This window comes from Traorella massiliensis (assembly GCF_900104665.1).
GTDB classification, from domain to species: domain Bacteria; phylum Bacillota_I; class Bacilli_A; order Erysipelotrichales; family Erysipelotrichaceae; genus Traorella; species Traorella massiliensis.
Genome location: NZ_LT629967.1, coordinates 484,940 through 502,138 on the forward strand (window position 1 = coordinate 484,940; position 17,199 = coordinate 502,138).

At 36.0% G+C, this 17,199-nt stretch carries 18 protein-coding genes; 15 read left to right on the forward strand and 3 right to left on the reverse strand.

Features of this window, described 5'->3' with window-relative positions:
• Window positions 1–3 precede the first annotated feature (3 nt).
• From galE to BQ5367_RS03510, 3 genes are read left to right on the forward strand one after another with little or no spacing between them, the layout of a single operon-like run.
• Window positions 4–1,008 carry a UDP-glucose 4-epimerase GalE gene (gene galE, locus BQ5367_RS03500; RefSeq protein ID WP_071441176.1) on the forward strand — a complete coding sequence of 335 codons (1,005 nt, stop codon included), beginning with the start codon at window positions 4–6 and terminating at the stop codon, window positions 1,006–1,008.
• Window positions 1,005–1,493 (forward strand): nitroreductase family protein, encoded by a 489-nt coding sequence (locus BQ5367_RS03505; RefSeq protein WP_071441177.1) that lies wholly within the window; start codon window positions 1,005–1,007, stop codon window positions 1,491–1,493. The genes galE and BQ5367_RS03505 overlap by 4 nt, the downstream gene beginning before the upstream one ends.
• A 57-nt stretch (window positions 1,494–1,550) precedes the next feature.
• The gene (locus BQ5367_RS03510) at window positions 1,551–2,102 is read left to right on the forward strand and encodes a GNAT family N-acetyltransferase (RefSeq protein WP_071441178.1); all 552 of its coding nucleotides are present in this window, start codon (window positions 1,551–1,553) and stop codon (window positions 2,100–2,102) included.
• Window positions 2,103–2,274: 172 nt separating this feature from the next.
• Here BQ5367_RS03510 and BQ5367_RS03515 read toward each other — a convergent pair whose 3' ends face one another.
• Together BQ5367_RS03515 and BQ5367_RS03520 are read right to left on the reverse strand one after the other, a co-directional pair.
• Window positions 2,275–3,204, reverse strand: a complete 930-nt coding sequence (locus tag BQ5367_RS03515) for a hypothetical protein (RefSeq protein ID WP_071441179.1) — start codon at window positions 3,202–3,204, stop codon at window positions 2,275–2,277.
• A gap of 108 nt (window positions 3,205–3,312) precedes the next feature.
• A complete protein-coding gene (locus BQ5367_RS03520; protein ID WP_071441180.1) occupies window positions 3,313–3,879 on the reverse strand; it encodes a manganese efflux pump MntP in 567 nt (188 codons plus the stop codon).
• A 389-nt stretch (window positions 3,880–4,268) separates the two neighbouring features.
• Between BQ5367_RS03520 and BQ5367_RS03525 the strand changes: the two genes are divergently transcribed.
• The 10 genes from BQ5367_RS03525 (at window position 4,269) to BQ5367_RS03570 (ending at window position 14,158) form a co-directional block, all read left to right on the forward strand.
• On the forward strand, window positions 4,269–5,432 hold the full coding sequence (locus BQ5367_RS03525) for a helicase-related protein (protein ID WP_071441181.1): 1,164 nt from the start codon (window positions 4,269–4,271) through the stop codon (window positions 5,430–5,432).
• Window positions 5,433–5,442: 10 nt separating this feature from the next.
• The gene (locus BQ5367_RS03530; protein WP_143052342.1) at window positions 5,443–6,015 is read left to right on the forward strand and encodes a ComF family protein; all 573 of its coding nucleotides are present in this window, start codon (window positions 5,443–5,445) and stop codon (window positions 6,013–6,015) included.
• 51 nt (window positions 6,016–6,066) lie between these two features.
• Window positions 6,067–6,279, forward strand: coding sequence for a cold-shock protein (locus BQ5367_RS03535; protein WP_071441183.1), 213 nt, complete (start codon window positions 6,067–6,069; stop codon window positions 6,277–6,279).
• A gap of 74 nt (window positions 6,280–6,353) precedes the next feature.
• Window positions 6,354–6,551 (forward strand): cold-shock protein, encoded by a 198-nt coding sequence (locus BQ5367_RS03540; RefSeq protein WP_071441184.1) that lies wholly within the window; start codon window positions 6,354–6,356, stop codon window positions 6,549–6,551.
• Window positions 6,552–6,670: 119 nt separating this feature from the next.
• Window positions 6,671–9,016 carry a preprotein translocase subunit SecA gene (secA, locus tag BQ5367_RS03545; protein ID WP_071441185.1) on the forward strand — a complete coding sequence of 782 codons (2,346 nt, stop codon included), beginning with the start codon at window positions 6,671–6,673 and terminating at the stop codon, window positions 9,014–9,016.
• Window positions 9,016–10,116 carry a peptide chain release factor 2 gene (gene prfB, locus BQ5367_RS03550; protein ID WP_074021987.1) on the forward strand — a complete coding sequence of 367 codons (1,101 nt, stop codon included), beginning with the start codon at window positions 9,016–9,018 and terminating at the stop codon, window positions 10,114–10,116. The genes secA and prfB overlap by 1 nt, the downstream gene beginning before the upstream one ends.
• 33 nt (window positions 10,117–10,149) lie before the next feature.
• Window positions 10,150–11,034, forward strand: coding sequence for a YitT family protein (locus BQ5367_RS03555; protein ID WP_235858726.1), 885 nt, complete (start codon window positions 10,150–10,152; stop codon window positions 11,032–11,034).
• Window positions 11,035–11,215: 181 nt separating this feature from the next.
• Window positions 11,216–11,905, forward strand: coding sequence for a cell division ATP-binding protein FtsE (ftsE, locus tag BQ5367_RS03560; RefSeq protein ID WP_071441187.1), 690 nt, complete (start codon window positions 11,216–11,218; stop codon window positions 11,903–11,905).
• Window positions 11,898–12,812 carry a permease-like cell division protein FtsX gene (ftsX, locus tag BQ5367_RS03565; RefSeq protein WP_071441188.1) on the forward strand — a complete coding sequence of 305 codons (915 nt, stop codon included), beginning with the start codon at window positions 11,898–11,900 and terminating at the stop codon, window positions 12,810–12,812. Before ftsE ends, ftsX begins: the two co-directional genes overlap by 8 nt.
• Window positions 12,809–14,158 carry a murein hydrolase activator EnvC family protein gene (locus BQ5367_RS03570; RefSeq protein WP_071441189.1) on the forward strand — a complete coding sequence of 450 codons (1,350 nt, stop codon included), beginning with the start codon at window positions 12,809–12,811 and terminating at the stop codon, window positions 14,156–14,158. The genes ftsX and BQ5367_RS03570 overlap by 4 nt, the downstream gene beginning before the upstream one ends.
• 25 nt (window positions 14,159–14,183) lie before the next feature.
• On the opposite strand, the gene BQ5367_RS03575 is transcribed toward BQ5367_RS03570, so the two are convergent.
• Entirely contained in the window at window positions 14,184–15,017 is an 834-nt protein-coding gene (locus BQ5367_RS03575) for a DegV family protein (RefSeq protein WP_071441190.1), read from the reverse strand.
• 115 nt (window positions 15,018–15,132) lie between these two features.
• Here BQ5367_RS03575 and BQ5367_RS03580 point away from each other — a divergent pair, with 115 nt between their 5' ends.
• Both BQ5367_RS03580 and BQ5367_RS03585 read left to right on the forward strand, forming a co-directional pair.
• Window positions 15,133–15,630, forward strand: a complete 498-nt coding sequence (locus tag BQ5367_RS03580; RefSeq protein ID WP_071441191.1) for a DUF1836 domain-containing protein — start codon at window positions 15,133–15,135, stop codon at window positions 15,628–15,630.
• A gap of 71 nt (window positions 15,631–15,701) precedes the next feature.
• Window positions 15,702–17,165, forward strand: a complete 1,464-nt coding sequence (locus BQ5367_RS03585; RefSeq protein ID WP_071441192.1) for a S41 family peptidase — start codon at window positions 15,702–15,704, stop codon at window positions 17,163–17,165.
• The last annotated feature ends 34 nt before the right edge of the window (window positions 17,166–17,199 follow it).

The following is a 17,199-nucleotide window of genomic DNA, read 5'->3' on the forward strand; positions in this document are numbered from 1 at the left end:
TTTATGAAAATATTAGTTACTGGAGGCTGCGGTTTTATTGGTTCACATACCGTAGTAGAACTTTTGAATCAAAATTTTGAGGTTGTCATTGTGGATAATTTCTATAATTCACAAAAAGATGTTGTAGATAAAATCAAAGAGATCACAAAAAAAGATTTTAAATTTTATGAAGATGATTGCTGTGATGAAGCAGCTATGAGAAAGATCTTTAGTGAAAATAAGATTGATGCAGTCATTCACTTTGCTGGTTATAAGGCTGTGGGTGAAAGTGTCGCAAAACCTTTGATGTATTATCAGAATAATCTGGATAGTACTTTGATTCTTGCAAAGGTAATGAAGGAATTTGGCTGTCATAAGATCGTATTCTCATCAAGTGCAACGGTTTATGGTGATCCGGCAAGCTTACCAATTAAGGAAGACTTCCCATTGTCAACAACCAACCCTTATGGTACGACAAAGCTGTTTATTGAACGTATATTAAAAGATCTGGCTTATGCTGATAAAGATTTAGGGGTGGTTCTTTTAAGATATTTTAATCCTATAGGAGCTCATGAATCAGGTTTGATTGGTGAAAATCCAAATGATATTCCTAATAATTTGATGCCTTATATCATGAAGGTAGCGATTAAGGAATTGCCACAAGTAAATGTTTTTGGAAATGATTATGATACGAAAGATGGAACAGGAGTCAGAGATTATATTCATGTCGTAGATTTAGCGTTAGGGCATATCAAGGCTATTGAAAAGATCAAAGATGAAACAGGGGTCTTAGTTTATAATCTAGGAACAGGTAAAGGAACAAGCGTACTTGAACTCATTGAGACATTTGCGGAAGTAAATCATGTAGATGTGCCATATCAGATTACAGAACGTCGTCCAGGAGATATTGCAGCATGTTATGCAGATGCGACAAAGGCAAAGGAAGAACTTGGCTGGGAGGCTACAAAAAACTTGGAAGATATGTGTAAAGATGCTTATCATTTTGTAAAGAGGGTGAAAAATCTATGATCGATATGATTAAAAGCAGAAGAAGCATTCGTAGTTATACTGAAGAAAAAGTAAAAGAAGAAGATTTAAAAGAAATCGTTGAATGTGGTTTATTGGCACCAAGTGGAATGAATACGCAGAGAATCCAGCTTTGTGTAATTACAGACCAAGAAATTTTAACACAACTGGAAAAGCTGATGGGACGAGAATTCTTTTATCATGCACCTGCTTTAATTGTTGTTTACAGTGATCCTGATAATAAATATGCGGCTCATGATGGCAGCTGTGCGATGACACAGATGTATCTGGCAGCACATGCATTGGGCCTTGGCAGCTGTTGGATCAATCAGCTGAAAGATGTTGTGGATGATCCTGCATTTGATGAGCTGTTCCAGAAACTTTCCCTCAAAGGTAAGATCATTGTGGGAGCACTGGCTGTAGGTCATGCAAATGAAGTGCCAAAAGAAAAAGAAATTAAAGAAGGAAGAGTACATTGGTTTAAATAAAAGAAGGCTGACAGTCAGATGACTGAGCCTTTTTTTGAAATGAGTAAGGAGAATTTTATGAATGATATAAGAATCAGAAATGCAACGCTTGAAGATGCAAAACAGATATTAGAGATATATGCCTATTATGTAGAATATACTGCTATCACATTTGAATATGATGTTCCAACACTAGCTAATTTTCAAAACCGCATGGAAAATATCATGCAGCGTTATCCTTATCTAGTTATTGAAAAAGATGGAAAAATTCAAGGATATGCATATGCAGAACCCTTTAAAGAAAGAGATGCTTATGACTGGTCATGTGAAACAACGATTTACCTTGATCCTGCTGTTCAAAAAGGTGGTCTAGGCAGGAAATTATATGAAGAACTAGAAAAACGATTACAGGATATGGGCATCTTAAACCTTTATGCCTGTATTGCTTATCCAATGGTTGAAGATAAATATTTGAATAAAAACAGTGCTGAGTTTCATGCTCATTTAGGATTTAAAAAGGCAGGAACCTTTCATCAATGTGGTTATAAATTTGGGCATTGGTATGATATGATCTGGATGGAGAAAATAATTGGTCATCATGAAAAAGAACAGCCTTCTGTAAAGTTTTGAAGCTTATACTAACGAGTACATTGGATATAACCATATTCATCTTCTGTTAACTGAGGAAAACCAGGACAAGTGGTTTTATAGTGCTCATCGTGATATAAAAAAAGATAAGATCTCTAAAACTCAGATATCAGTCTTACAGATCTTATTCTAAAAAATATTTAAAAGAGAATGATTATGAAGGATTTTTTAAATATTGACGATATTTCTTTCTTTTTTCTTCTGGAATTTGCATCATATCAAATACTTCCTCAGCAGTGAAATGATGCTGATTCATCATATTCTGAATAAAAGATGCAAATTCTGCTGTTGTTTCTTCAATGCCCTTGGCTATACCTTTTGCCAGCCCTTTTTCAATGCCCTTATTCTCTACATAATCACCTAAGTTGCACATCTCTCTGATCTCCTTTCTAGTTTTGCTATCCATGACGATGCCATAGTCTTTTTCTAGAATTTCCAGCTTTCTCTCGCTTTGAATCGTTTCATCCAGCAGTGTCTGCAGGAATCCCAGGATCTCTTCCTCGCTTTCCCTGCTTAAATAAAGCAGGATCACTGACAGCTTATCGTAGTCTTCTTTTCTAATTCTATTGTAGCCAACATGAACCTTTTTGTCCAGTGAGATTTCTGTTATGCTGCCTCTTTCTTCTTTGGGAGGATTGAGGCAGATCCAGATCGAATAGACCTTCTTGAGATTTTCATAATGGGAACCTTTGATCTGATCCTCATACTGCATGGAAAGCATCCTTCCGCCATAATAGACCCCTCTTGCCGATAAAGGATAGCCGGGATAGAAGTCATCCTGAATTTCGATATTGATGTAGAAGTCAATATCCTGATCACTCTCAGGCAGATGTGCCATAAAGAAGATATCAAAGACAGCTTTTCCTTCTTCCAGAGTATCATCTTCAAACTGGGTAATGAAAGGTGACAGACGATGGACTTCTTTCTGATTGACAGAGATATCATGGATACACTTGCTGGCAATGATAAAGACATCAACATTACTGAATTCATGAATACAGCGTTTAAGGATATATGAGAGAAAGATAGGACGAGCGAGGATCTGTTTACAAAATGTATCATACTGTTTGTTGAGATTGCTCATACACACACCCACTCTTATATATCCATCAAATCGGTAAATTTCCCAAAAAAATTAATATTTTCAAAAATGTAAAAAAAAAGCACAATGCTCAATTTTGGATTGTGCTTTTTATAATATCCCTAAATGTTCTAACAATATTTTAACACCTAATAAAATTAATACGATTCCCCCAGCAAGCTCAGCCTTTGATTTAAAGCGGGAACCAAAAACATGTCCAACTTTAACTCCGATTGCAGAAAGAACAAAGGTAATGATCCCGATAGAAGATACTGCAGTAACGATATTTACTTCTAAAAAGGCAAAAGTGATACCGACAGCTAAAGCATCAATACTCGTTGCGATTGCTAGAATAAGCATGCTTTTAAAAGAAAGAGAATCATCACCACATTCTTCACATTCATCCTTTTGCAAAGATTCCTTGATCATGTTTAACCCGATAAACCCTAAAAGAATAAAGGCAATCCAGTGATCGATCGAAGTAATGTAATCTGTGAAATTGATTCCTAAAAGATAGCCGATCAAAGGCATCAATGCCTGAAAACCACCAAACCATAAGCCTACTAAAAGCTGTTTCTTAAAATCGATTTTTTTTAAGGCAAGTCCTTTGCAGATTGAAACCGCAAAAGCATCCATTGATAATCCAAGTGCGCAAGTAATTAAAGTAAATGTGTCCATGTAAACCTCCCAAAATAAAACTCATGAACAATAGAAAAGAACCATTGTCCATGAGTCTTGTCGTTTAAGATAACACCAGATTTTCATCAGTATGTTGATATTACCGCTAAATAGCCAACTACTCCCTCAAAGGATAGTATAAATTTACCTAATTTAGGGGTCTTTGTCAATAGAAACTAATGAATTATATGGATTTTATCTTGATCCTATACCTAACTAAAAAATTCATTCTAAAATTTTATTAACATGCAATTATAAATAAGTTATAAAAACATATAAGCCAGTTTATGGGGCATATTTAGTTGCGAAAAAACATTTTAGTAAAAATTTTTAAAGAAAAGTGGGAAAAATGACGATTGAGTGCATATAAAATAGTAGGAGGTGAATAAATGCAGTGCCCTCGCTGCAAGAATGAAGATCCAAAATATTTTTATCGGGACGAAAATCAGATTTACTGTCGTAAATGCATTCAATTTGGCAGGGTCAATATTGATGAAGTCATTCAGCCTAAAACCTATAAGTGTAAGAAACACCGTGTAAAAGCTCATTTAAATTTTGAATTAACAGATGCCCAAAAGAAGGCTTCTGTTCAGCTGAAAGAGAATGCGCTTAAAGGAATTGATTCTTTGGTATATGCCTGTTGTGGGGCGGGTAAAACAGAAATCTGTTTTGAGACGATCACAGCTTTTCTTAATGCAGGTAAGAAAATCGGTTTTGCGATTCCTCGAAGACAGGTCGTGCTGGAAATCTGCGAAAGACTAAAGAAAGCTTATCCAAGGCTGAAAGTGATTGCAGTCTGTCAAGGTCATACGGATGTTGATGATGGTGATCTGATCGTTTGTACGATGCACCAGCTTTATCGTTATCATCAGACTTTCGATCTTCTCATTCTTGATGAAGTAGATGCTTTTCCTTATAAAAATAACGATATGCTGGAAGCAATAGCTTTAAATGCTTGTAAAGGTGTCAAAGTGATGTTAAGTGCTACTCCCTCTAGGCAATTGCTTCTAAAAGCAGAAAACGGTCAGCTTTCAATAATAGAATTATTTGTTCGACCGCATGGGCATCCGTTAATCGTTCCTCGATGTATTATTCTTGCAGACTTTTTTCAATTGATACATTTATTGTTCTTTATGAAAAGGCATGGTGGTCAGTGGCTTGTTTTTGTGCCTACGATCGCAATGGCTGATGCTTATGGAAAATGGTTATCTGTTTTCATGCCTTGTTCTTCATTTACTTCAAAAACATTGTGTAAAGAAGAAATATTGGATCGTTTTAAAAATCATCAGCTGACTGTATTATTTACCTCCACCATTCTTGAAAGAGGTGTTACTTTTAAAGGAGTTCATGTTGCTGTCTTACAAAGTTCTCATCCGGTATTTGATGAGTCGAGCCTGATACAGATCGTCGGGCGTGTCGGTAGAGATCCAAATAATCCAACAGGACATGCACTTCTATATGCTGACAAGAAAAATCATGCGATAAAAAGATGTATCTATGCATTGCAGAAAATGAATGAATCGTTGCTTGATTTGCATGAATGCTCTGGATGAAGGAGTCACTTTGAAAGAATATCTTTTTGAAGAAGATATCATTTGCGGACATTGCCGCCATCGCTTTATAAAAAATGATCGCATCTATACATATAAAAATTTAAAAGTTCATGCGTTCTATCAGTATGATGATTTTATGGAAAGTCTTTTATATCAGTTCAAAGAAGGACGAGATGTGGCTTTGGCGGATGTCTTCTTGTGGAAACAAAGGAAAAAAATGGTTGACATATTTCGACAGCATCAATGTGTTATCATGCCCAGCAGTAAAGAGAAGCTGGAAAGCAGAGGATTTCATCATCTTAAAAAAATACTGGCATGCAGCAAAGTTGAGATATGCGATTGTTTCATCAAAACGAAAAATTACAAGCAAAGCTTACAACGTGCACAAAACAGGGAAAAGATTCATTCAGTTATGCAGTTATCATTTTTTCCATGTAAAGATTTTTATTTATTTGATGATGTGGTTACAAGTGGGAATACGCTGTTAGCAGCGGCTTCTTTATTAAAGAAAAAAGAAGAAATGATTGAAGCATATGTGTTAAGCGTACATCCTCGTTTTGTCGAAATATGCGATAAACAATAGTTGTAAGTGAAATCGGAATTTTCTATACTGAAAGTGCAGAAAGGAGTAAATATGCAAGGCAAAGTGAAATGGTTTAACCAGGAAAAAGGATTTGGATTTATTGTAGGAGATGACAATAAGGAATATTTTGTACATTATACACAGATTCAAATTATAGGTTTTAAAACTCTTGAAGAGGGTGCTTTGGTAGAGTTTGATCCGATTGAAATTGAAAAAGGTCTGCAAGCTAAAAATGTAGTAAAAAAAGAAATAAGTGTTGTCTGAATTTTGTTTGCAAAAGAATTAAAAAACATTTATAATGATGAGTATGAAGTTGCTTCATAGAAAGGTATAAGATTATGCAAGGAAAAGTAAAGATGTTTAACCAGGAAAAGGGGTATGGTTTCATTACTGTTGAAGGCGGCAAAGATGTATTTTTTCATTATTCACAGCTGGTAATGGAAGGATACAAGACAATTGAAAATGATACGGCCGTTGAATTTGAGCTCGTTGAGACAGATCGTGGTCCGCAAGCTCACAATATTGTTAAACTATAAAAAAATGAGAAATAACTGAAAAAAAGTGGGCATTGTCTCACTTTTTTGTTTAATTGCGTTTATAATTTTGATATAATAAATTAGTAATGCTATATCTATATAGACATGGAGGTATAAAGATGGGATTTTTAACCAATATATTTAATGAAGAAAAACGTATAATGAAACAATACGAAAAGAAGGCAGATGAAGTTGTTGCCTATGAAGGAGCTATGGCTGCTTTAAGTGATGATGAACTAAAAGCAAAAACAGCTGAATTTAAAGAAAGATTAAAGAATGGTGAAACAAAGGATGATATCCTTCCTGAAGCTTTCGCAACGATTCGTGAAGCTGCTAAGAGAGTCTTAGGAGAATTCCCTTTCTATGTGCAGATTTTAGGTGCCTTGATTTTAAATGGCGGTGATATTGCCGAGATGAAAACTGGTGAAGGTAAAACATTAACATCAATTATGTGTGTGTATTTGAATGCACTTGAAGGTAAGGGTGTTCATGTCATTACTGTCAATGATTATCTGGCAGGACGTGATGCTGCATGGATGGGACAGATTTATGAATTTTTAGGTTTAACGGTAGGTGTTAATAAAAGAGAACTGAATATCTATCAGAAGCAGGATATTTATAACTGTGATATTACATATACGACTAATGCAGAATTAGGATTTGATTATCTTCGTGATAATATGGTGACACGTCCACAGGATCGTGTCATGCGTGGTCTGCATTTTGCAATCATTGATGAGGTTGACTCTATTTTAATTGATGAAGCACGTACACCACTCATTATTTCTGGTGGTAAGAAACAGACGGCTGACTATTATCGCCAGGCAGATATTTTTGCTAAGTCATTATCTCCGGAAGACTATGCAATTGATGTTCAGTCAAAGGCAATCAATTTGACGGATTCAGGCGTTGATCATGCAGAAAAGATGTTTAAGATCAATAACTTGTATGATCTGAAGCATGTTCAGCTGGTACATCATATTCAGCAGGCATTAAAAGCTAATTATATCATGACTAAAGATGTAGAATATGTGGTTAGCAATGGTGAGATCGTAATCGTTGATCAGTTTACAGGACGTATCATGAAAGGACGTGCTTTCTCTGATGGTTTACATCAGGCTTTGGAAGCAAAAGAAGGCTGCAAGATCAGAGAAGAAACAGCAACTCTTGCAACGATCACTTATCAGAACTTCTTCCGTCTTTATGAGAAGCTTGCTGGTATGACAGGTACAGCTAAAACTGAAGAAGAAGAATTCCTGGATACATATAACATGCGTGTATTGGTTGTGCCTACAAACCGTCCAATTCAGCGAATTGATTATCCAGATGTAGTTTATCGTACACCAAAACTTAAATTTGATGCATTGATGGCAGAAGCCAAGCAGCTGCATGAAAAAGGTCAGCCGGTTTTGATTGGTACGATTTCTGTAGAAGTTTCAGAAAAATTGTCTGAAATGTTTACGAAAGAAGGAATCAAACATCAGGTATTGAATGCGAAAAATCATGCTCGTGAAGCTGAGATCATCAAGCATGCCGGTGAAAAGGGAGCTGTTACGATTGCTACCAATATGGCCGGACGTGGTACCGATATTAAGATCGATGATGAAGTGCGTGCCTTAGGAGGATTAGCTGTTTTAGGAAGCGAAAGACATGAATCACGCCGTATTGATAATCAGCTTCGTGGACGAAGCGGACGTCAGGGAGATCCTGGATTCTCACGTTTCTATGTTTCATTGAAAGATGAATTGATGGTGCGTTTCGGTAGTGAAAGACTGGAAGGACTATTTGAAAAAATGGGCGATGAGCAGATTGAATCAAATATGGTAACAAAAGCTATTTCAAGTGCTCAGAAACGTGTTGAAGGTCAAAACTATGATATTCGTAAGTCATTGCTGGAATATGATGATGTCTTAAGACAGCAGCGTGAAGTTATGTATGAACAAAGAGATTATGTTTTAAATAATGATGATGTTCATTCTGTTGTATATGAAATGTTTACAAGAGTCTTCAACCAGGTTGTCGCCAATAATTCCGATCCAAAATCTTCAAAGGTCATTGGTGAACAGCTTCTGGCTGGTTTAAAGGTACTGGGATGTCCTGAAGGTATGGTAACATTGGAAGAGATCAATGGTAAGGATCAGAAGAGTGTTGTGGATTTATGTCTTGAAAGAGACTGGAAGTTCTACAATGATAAAATTGAAGATGTAAAGGAGAATTACCTTCCTTTTGAAAAAACGATCGTATTGAAGAATATGGATCGTAATTGGATCGATCATATTGATTCTATGGATAAATTAAGAAGTGGTATTTACTTGCGTTCTTATGCGCAAAATCGTCCATTGCAGGCTTATGTAGAAGAAGGTTATGCAATGTTTGAAGAAATGATGGAAAATATTGCTCGTGAAGTTGTATTCTTTGCCAATAGAATGAAAATTGAAGTAAGACATAGAGAGTATAAAAAATAATGGAATTATTTGAGATTAGGCAAGGAATCGATCATTATTGTTCACGTTTAAAACAGCTGGGCGAATCCTTAGATCTTGAAAAAAAAGAGGCAAAGATATCACAGCTTCAAATGCAGATGGAACAAGAAGGCTTTTGGGATGATCCTAAAGCAGCCCAGAAAGTCATCAATGAGTGTAACCATTTAAAAGACTTAGTAAATGCTTATAAAAAGTTAGATGAGACATTTGAGTCATTTTCTCAGACGGCAGCTATTTTAAAAGAAGAGATGGATCAGGATCTGATGGATCTTTTGGAAGAGGAATATACCGAAAGTATACAGAGTTTTGAGAATTTTGAAATCAAGGTGCTGCTTTCACATGAATATGATCATTCTAATGCCATCTTAGAAATTCATCCAGGAGCTGGAGGTACTGAGAGTCAGGATTGGGCGGAAATGTTGTATCGTATGTATTCACGTTATGCTGCCAGCCATAACTATAAAGTAACCGTTTTAGATTATTTAGCGGGAGATGAAGCCGGCATCAAATCAGTTTCAATGCTTATAGAAGGCGATTTAGCCTATGGCTATTTAAAAGCAGAAAAAGGGGTGCATCGTTTGGTTCGTATTTCACCGTTTGATAGTGGCGGAAGGAGACATACTTCATTTGCAAGTGTTGATGTCGTACCACAGTTCAATAATGAAATTGAAATTGAAATCAATCCAAATGATTTAGAAATTGATACCCATCGTGCTTCAGGTGCCGGTGGACAGCATGTTAATAAAACAGATTCTGCTGTACGTATCGTTCATAAGCCGACGGGTATTACTGCCACCTGTCAGGCAGGAAGAAGCCAGCATGAAAATAGAGAACAGGCAATGCTGATATTAAAATCAAGGTTATATCAGCTTCAAATTGAAGAGCAGGAAGCTAAGCTTGCTTCTATTAAGGGTGAACAAAAGAGAATTGAATGGGGTTCACAAATTCGTTCGTATGTATTTCAGCCTTATCGAATGGTAAAAGATTTAAGAACCGGCTATGAAGCTGGAAATGTTCAGGCTGTCATGGACGGTGATTTGGATGGCTTTATTTTCGCATATTTGAAATCGCAGATTGAGTAGACGATGTCTACTCTTTTTAAAGGAGGAAAGTCGATGAAAGATACAATTGTAAATGTTATATTAATTTTAGCGGGTAATTTTTTTGTGGCATTATCTGTTGCGTGTTTCATTGTTCCCAATGAAATCTTGTCAGGAGGCGTTGCCGGAGTTGCCGTTGCTTTACATCCGATTTTTCCTTTTGTCGATACAACTCTGTTAATTAATATCATAACGATCTCTTTGTTTTTAGTGGGATCTCTATTATTAGGGAAATCATTCTTCTTAAAAACATTGCTAAGTACTCTTTGTTACCCTGTTTTCTTAAGTTTACTGACTTATTTGGTACAGGGAAGACCTTTGACCGATAGTCCTATCATAGCTTCATTATATTCTGGTATATTTGTAGGATTAGGCGTTGGTATTGTTTTTAGGACCGGATCAAGTACAGGCGGTATGGATATTCCGGCTTTATTAATGGAAAAATATTTACATATTCCTTTATCTACAGCTTGTCTGATCATTGATGGACTGACAGTGATTTTAGGTATTTCCACATATTCGCTGGAAGCTGCGCTTGTTGGTTTGATCTCAGTTTATGCAAGTTCATTTATGATTGATAAGGCTATTAGTTTTGGTGGCCAGAAGACCAAATCGGTGATGATCATTTCAAGTCATTATGAGGCCATGCTGAAAGCAATCATAGCGGAAATTGATCGTGGTGCTACATTGCTTCATGCACAAGGCGGTTATACACGAGAAGATCGGGAAGTTGTTTTGGTCGTTATTGATAACAAACAATATCCAAAATTAAATAAACTTATAAATGAAATTGACCCTAATGCTTTCTTAGTGGTACAGGATGCACAAGAGGTTACGGGAAATGGATTTACATATTATAAAGAACTTGAAAAAATTGCTCCTCATCATAAAGAACAATGAAAGTAAAGGGATAAGCATCTGTATGATGCTTTTTTTCATTTTTTAATATAAATAAAGATAAAAAATTAACTATTAGAACAATTTATCACAAATCTATCCCACAATTTACCACGAAAAAAGTTCGCTTTAAGAATTCATGAAAATAGAATATATGTTATAATAACCTGGAGGATGTGATAGAGTGATATTATTAGAGAATGTTTCCAAGTCGTATAAAAACGGTGTGAATGCTCTTAAGAATATTTCATTATATATTGATGAAGGTGAGTTCGTTTATATTATTGGTCCTACTGGATCGGGAAAATCAACATTGATCAAACTTTTAGATGGTGAGGAAATTCCTGATGAAGGAAAAGTTGTTGTAGCAAATACGGATGTAGGAAGTTTAAAGCATAAACATGTACCATTATATAGAAGGAATTTAGGAATTGTTTTTCAGGATTATCGTCTGTTGCCAAGTCTGACAGTTTTTGAAAATATTGCTTTTGCGATGGAATGCATTGGTGAAGATAAACTAACGATTCGCAGACGTGTAAGAGAAGTTTTGGAACTAGTTTCGCTGGAAGATAAAGCAAAGTCATTTCCAAATGAATTATCTGGCGGACAGCAACAGCGTGTGACGATTGGACGTGCAATAGCCAATCATCCAAAAGTATTGATTGCTGATGAACCAACGGGGAATCTTGATCCGGAAATGTCAAAGGAAATCATGGAACTTTTGGAGAAGATCAATGAAAAAGAAAAAACAACGATCGTTATGGTTACACATGATTCAACAATCGTAAACAATATCAAGAAAAGAACGATTGCACTTGAAGAAGGGTATATCGTAGCTGATATTAAGAAAGGAGGATATTTAAAAAATGATTAAATTTTTTAAATCACTTCCTTATCACACAAAAACGGCATTAAAAAGCATTGCCCGACACTTAGCGCTGACTTTTTCAAGTGCAAGTGCAGTAAGTGTGACATTGACTTTATTGATGGTGTTTTTAGTGTTGGCGGGCAACGTGTCGAGCTTTACATATAGTATTGAGGATTCTTTACAGATTTATGCGACGATTGAAGATACAGTGAGTGAAGAAGAAATAAGCGTACTGCAGTCTGAAATAGAAGCGATGGATCATGTAGTAAATGTTACTTTTTCAGATAAAGAACAAGAACTAGAAAATTATATTGGAAATAATGAAGATGAGGCTTCACAACGATTGTTTGAAGCTTATAGCGGAGAGGGGAATCCACTAAAAAATGCTTTTATCATAGAAGTTGATAGTGGAAATAACCTGGAAGAGGTCAGTGCAGCTTTACAAGAAAGAGAAGAAATTCTAGAAGCAGCCTATGGCGGTGACAGTGTTATCATGCTGGTAAGAGCGATGGATGGTATCCGTATCGCTGGCGGTATCTTTGTGATTGCTTTAAGTGTTTTGGCAATATTCTTGATTTCAAATACAATAAAAAGTGCTATTTATTCAAGAAATAATGAAATTTCTATTATGCGTAATGTAGGCGCTACAAATGGTTTTATTAAGATGCCATTTATGATAGAGGGAATGGTCATCGGTATGATTGGAGCCATCGTGCCCATTCTTATTACATTGTTTGGATATAGTTATTTATATAATGCATTGAATGGTGTGTTGCTGATTTCCATGTTTAAGATGCAGCCGGTCATACCATTTGCAATCTATGTCTCTGTAGCCCTTTTGGCAACAGGAATGATTGTTGGAATGTTAGGAAGTTTCTTTGCGGTAAATAAGTATTTGAGGTGGAAGCGATGAAAAAAAAGATCAGTATATTAGTTGTTGGTGCAATGCTTTTATGTTCACTTTCAAAGGTATATGCCGTTGATTATAGTGAGGATGAGGATTACTGGTACAGTGTATGTAATGGCCGGATTACAGAGGATCTAATTGCATCTTGTCAGGGATTTAATGCATATTTGACGCAAAAAGCCAATAATGTAGAAAGCAGCATGGATAGTCTTGATGAACAAATAGCTGCTATTCAGGGAGATATTGATCGTTTATTTGAAGTTTTGCAAGGAATCCAAAGTCAGATTGCTGATAAGGATAGTGAAATTCAGACGCTTCAAAATCAGATCGATGAGTTGGAAAGCAATATCGCTGTTCTAGAAGAAGAAATCGTTGTGAAACAGCAAGATATTGAACAGCGTGATGCACAGATCAAAGAAACAATGGTTGAAACACAAACATTCAAAAGAACTTTTGGTTTTATTGATTTTTTGATGGGAGCTACTGATTTTGTAGATCTGATTCGCAGATTCAGCATCATGAATCAGATTACAGCTTCAGAACAGGAGCAAATTGATTTATTAAGTGCGGATATTGCCCAGCTTGAACTGGATCAAAGCCAGCTTGAGGTACAAAAAGAAGGAGTTGAAGCACAAAAATCTGTTTTGGATAGTGAAAGAAGTGAGCTTGCTGCTCTTGAATCCTATCAGAATCAGCTGATAGCTGAACAACATGAAAAAGAAGCTGATTTGATGGATGAATATAGCCGGTTAGAATCAACGGTAAATTCAATACGTAACAGTATGCCATCTTTTAGTGTTGGAGATGGTGATATTTCAGACACTACTGGATTTGGTATGGTGGTTTCAGGTTATCGTTCAGCCGGAACATGGTATTATCCAGCAAGTTTTGGTGGTGCCAGACACTCTGGAATGGATATTGCAGGTTCTCGAGGAACACCTGTCTATGCCTCTTTTAATGGTATTGTTGCGATCGCACAGAACATAACTTCAGTAGAAGGTACGAAAAATCCAGCTACAGGAAATAATGTCATGATCATTGGTACAGTGAATGGCACGACATATGCCATCCATATGCTGCATCTGCAGTATAATTCAATTACCGTATCACCAGGACAGGTCGTAACCCAGGGGCAGGTTGTGGCAGCAAGAGGTTCAACAGGAAATTCAACGGGACCACACGTACATATAGACTTATATAATCTTGGTTCTATGACTGTCGAAGAAGCGTACAATTATGTGCGTAATACAGGTAATTATACCTTTGGTATGAGTTATCATGCTTATGGATGGGAATGCAGCAATAAAGCACCTATCTGCCGTGAAAGGCCTGAAGATTATATTCCATATTAAAAAGATTTCGCAATTTTGCGAAATCTTATTTTTTAATACATTGAACTGCTAAACATCCGGGGCCGCCTTGTGTAACAAAAACAGGACTTAACTCATAAACTTCTATTTCAGTATGAGGAAATTCATTTTGGAAATAGTTTTTTGTTTCCATTACTTGTTTTTCAGTAGTTACGTGTGAAATAGTGATGATATAATTTTCATCCACTCCTTTTTCTTTGAAGGCTTCCGCAATACTTGCAAGAGCTTTCTTATAAGTTCTTGCGACAGCATGCTTTTCTAAGATCTTACCGTCATCAGATTGTTTCATTACGATGGTCAATCTTAATAAACCGCCAACAGATGCAGATAAAGCAGAACAACGACCGCCTCTTTTCAAAAATTCAAAATTCTGTGGTATCAAAAAAGAAATACTGTTATTGATCGAAGGCATGAGTTCAGCAACGATCTCATCGCTGCTTTTTCCTTCTTCAGCAAGCTTTAATGCTTTATTGACAAGATAACGATGTGGTCCGCAAAGAGTTTTAGAATTCAATACGGTGATATCTTGTTTTGGACATTGCTGTTGGGCCATGACGGCATTTTGATAAGTACCACTTAAACCATCCGCCATCGTAATATTCAATAATGGCTGATCAGGGTTTGATTCATAAGCGTTTAATACATCGCCGATAGAAGGCTGAGATGAAGAAGGGATAGCACCATTTTCAATTCTTTCAAGAAGCTGTGGTGTAGTAATTTCTTCATACTCATAATAAGTTTTCTGATCAATGGCAATCTGTAAAGGTAGAATGATTAAATTTTTTTCTTTACCTTCGCTAACACTATAAAGAGTTGAGGTATCGCTGATTATTTGTGTCATAAGTTCTCCTTACTATACTATCTAGTATTCAATACTAGAATAACTTGTAAATGTTCTATTGTCAATAGTTGACAATAGAAAAGTCTATGATAAAATATCAAAAGAGGGTGAAATCATGGAAAAACCGATACATTTACCACGGTGGGAAGAATTACCAGTGATTGATTTATATATCGATCAAGTAGTGACTTTGTTAGAAGAATGGCTCGATTTTATCCCCCACAGTGATGAAAAATTAATTACGAAATCAATGATCAACAATTACGTTAAGCATGGGATTGTTGAAGCACCAAAAAAAAGAAGATATACGACAACACATTTAGCTTATTTGATTGTAGTATGTATTTTTAAACAGGTTTATTCAATGAATGAAATTACACAGATGATACGTCTGCAAGTTCATGCATATCCGATCGAACAAGCTTATAATTATTATATTGAAGATTTAGAAGCATGTATCTTATCGATTTATAATGGAGAAGCAGTGACTCATCAAAAGGTAGATACGAATGATCCGCTGACTAAAATATTACATTCAGTTAATGAATCACTCGTTAATAAGTTTAATGTTCAAAGATTAATTAAAGAAGTAAAAGAAAAGAATGTGGAATGACATTCTTTTTATGTATGGATGTAATAATTAGATATTTCGTGGTATAATACAAAAGTTATAGGAGTATGGTTATGAGCGAAGAAAAAAAAGTAGTAAAAGTAAAATTAGTAAAACACGAATGGCCGGATGAAAGACAGGCTAGACATAGAAAATATATAAAGAGAGCACTTGGTGTCGTCTTAGCGGTTGTTTTATTTTTAAGTGGAATGACAGCAGGAGCACTTATAGCACAGCCTCAAGAGTCTAAGAGCCTTACAAGCAGCAAATTAAATATGATTCTCAAAATTATGAATGAATTATGGTACTTCGGAGATGAGATCGATGATCTTTCTACAGAATTGCTTGATGATGCGATTTATGGTATTACTACACAAGAAATTGATATTCACACTCAATATTTAGATAGTGAATATGCACAGCAGTTTCTTTCAAGCATGGAAGGTGCGTTTGTAGGCATAGGTGTTCAATATTCAACAGCAACCCAAGACTATATTATTTTAAGAGTGTTTAAAGATTCTCCTGCTGAGAATGCAGGAATGAGAGTAGGCGATATTATTCGCAAAGTGGATGGTGTTGCCGTTGAAGAGATTGAAGACATTTCAGGAGCAGTAAAAGGTGAAGCGGGAAGTCAGGTAACGATAACTGTACAGCGTGGAAATGAAATGCTTGATCTTGAGTGTACTCGTGGTGATGTAAATTCAAGTGCGAATGGTTATGTCAGCGGAGATGTCGGTGTATTGGAAATTTTGACAGTTGCGGATAATACAGCCTCTGTTGTCGGAGAGATACTTGCTGATTTTGAGGAACAGGGAATCAAAAAAATATTGATTGATCTGCGAGATAATGGCGGCGGCTATTTAACTTCGGTCGTTGATATCGCATCTTATTTCCTTCCAAAAGGAAGTATTGTCTTACAGGAACAGGATAAAGATAAGAATATTATTGAAGATAGAACAAATTCAGATATAGAGCCCTATGAATATGATCAGATTGAAGTTTTGATCAATCAGGATACAGCTAGTGCTGCTGAAGTTTTAGCGCTTGCCTTAAAAGAAACGTTAAATGCAACCATTATCGGAGATGTTTCTTATGGTAAAGGAACGGTTCAGACAACGATTCCATTTAGTGATGGAAGCATGCTGAAGTATACAAAAGCAATCTGGCTGTCACCAAATGGTAATTCAATCAACAATGTTGGAATTACTCCGGATATTCTGGTAGAAACAGAAGAAGCTCTTTTAACCGCTGCTCCTCAGGATTTTGAGGCAGTAAGTGTAGATAGCGTATCCACAGCCTGCCAAGTAATGCAAATTTATTTAGATTATTTAGGCTATGATATTGATCGTCAAGATGGTTATTTCTCTACACAAACACTACAGGCAATGCGACAGTTCGAGGCAGATTATGGATTAGAAGCTCAGGATGAATTGGATGATGAACTTCTAACAGTGATTCTCTCTAAGGTTATTTATGTCAGCCGTGTAGATGAAAGCAAAGATATACAGAAAATAAGAGCACTTGAAGAATTTAAATAAATAAAACGGGCATAGATTTAATCTATGCCTCATT

Coding starts and splice junctions, on each gene's coding strand:
- galE (WP_071441176.1), top strand. CDS start 4: ATGAAAATATTAGTTACTGGAGGCTGCGGTTTTATTGGTTCACATACC.
- BQ5367_RS03505 (WP_071441177.1), top strand. CDS start 1,005: ATGATCGATATGATTAAAAGCAGAAGAAGCATTCGTAGTTATACTGAA.
- BQ5367_RS03510 (WP_071441178.1), top strand. CDS start 1,551: ATGAATGATATAAGAATCAGAAATGCAACGCTTGAAGATGCAAAACAG.
- BQ5367_RS03515 (WP_071441179.1), bottom strand. CDS start 3,204: ATGAGCAATCTCAACAAACAGTATGATACATTTTGTAAACAGATCCTC.
- BQ5367_RS03520 (WP_071441180.1), bottom strand. CDS start 3,879: ATGGACACATTTACTTTAATTACTTGCGCACTTGGATTATCAATGGAT.
- BQ5367_RS03525 (WP_071441181.1), top strand. CDS start 4,269: ATGCAGTGCCCTCGCTGCAAGAATGAAGATCCAAAATATTTTTATCGG.
- BQ5367_RS03535 (WP_071441183.1), top strand. CDS start 6,067: ATGCAAGGCAAAGTGAAATGGTTTAACCAGGAAAAAGGATTTGGATTT.
- BQ5367_RS03540 (WP_071441184.1), top strand. CDS start 6,354: ATGCAAGGAAAAGTAAAGATGTTTAACCAGGAAAAGGGGTATGGTTTC.
- secA (WP_071441185.1), top strand. CDS start 6,671: ATGGGATTTTTAACCAATATATTTAATGAAGAAAAACGTATAATGAAA.
- prfB (WP_074021987.1), top strand. CDS start 9,016: ATGGAATTATTTGAGATTAGGCAAGGAATCGATCATTATTGTTCACGT.
- BQ5367_RS03555 (WP_235858726.1), top strand. CDS start 10,150: ATGAAAGATACAATTGTAAATGTTATATTAATTTTAGCGGGTAATTTT.
- ftsX (WP_071441188.1), top strand. CDS start 11,898: ATGATTAAATTTTTTAAATCACTTCCTTATCACACAAAAACGGCATTA.
- BQ5367_RS03570 (WP_071441189.1), top strand. CDS start 12,809: ATGAAAAAAAAGATCAGTATATTAGTTGTTGGTGCAATGCTTTTATGT.
- BQ5367_RS03575 (WP_071441190.1), bottom strand. CDS start 15,017: ATGACACAAATAATCAGCGATACCTCAACTCTTTATAGTGTTAGCGAA.
- BQ5367_RS03580 (WP_071441191.1), top strand. CDS start 15,133: ATGGAAAAACCGATACATTTACCACGGTGGGAAGAATTACCAGTGATT.
- BQ5367_RS03585 (WP_071441192.1), top strand. CDS start 15,702: ATGAGCGAAGAAAAAAAAGTAGTAAAAGTAAAATTAGTAAAACACGAA.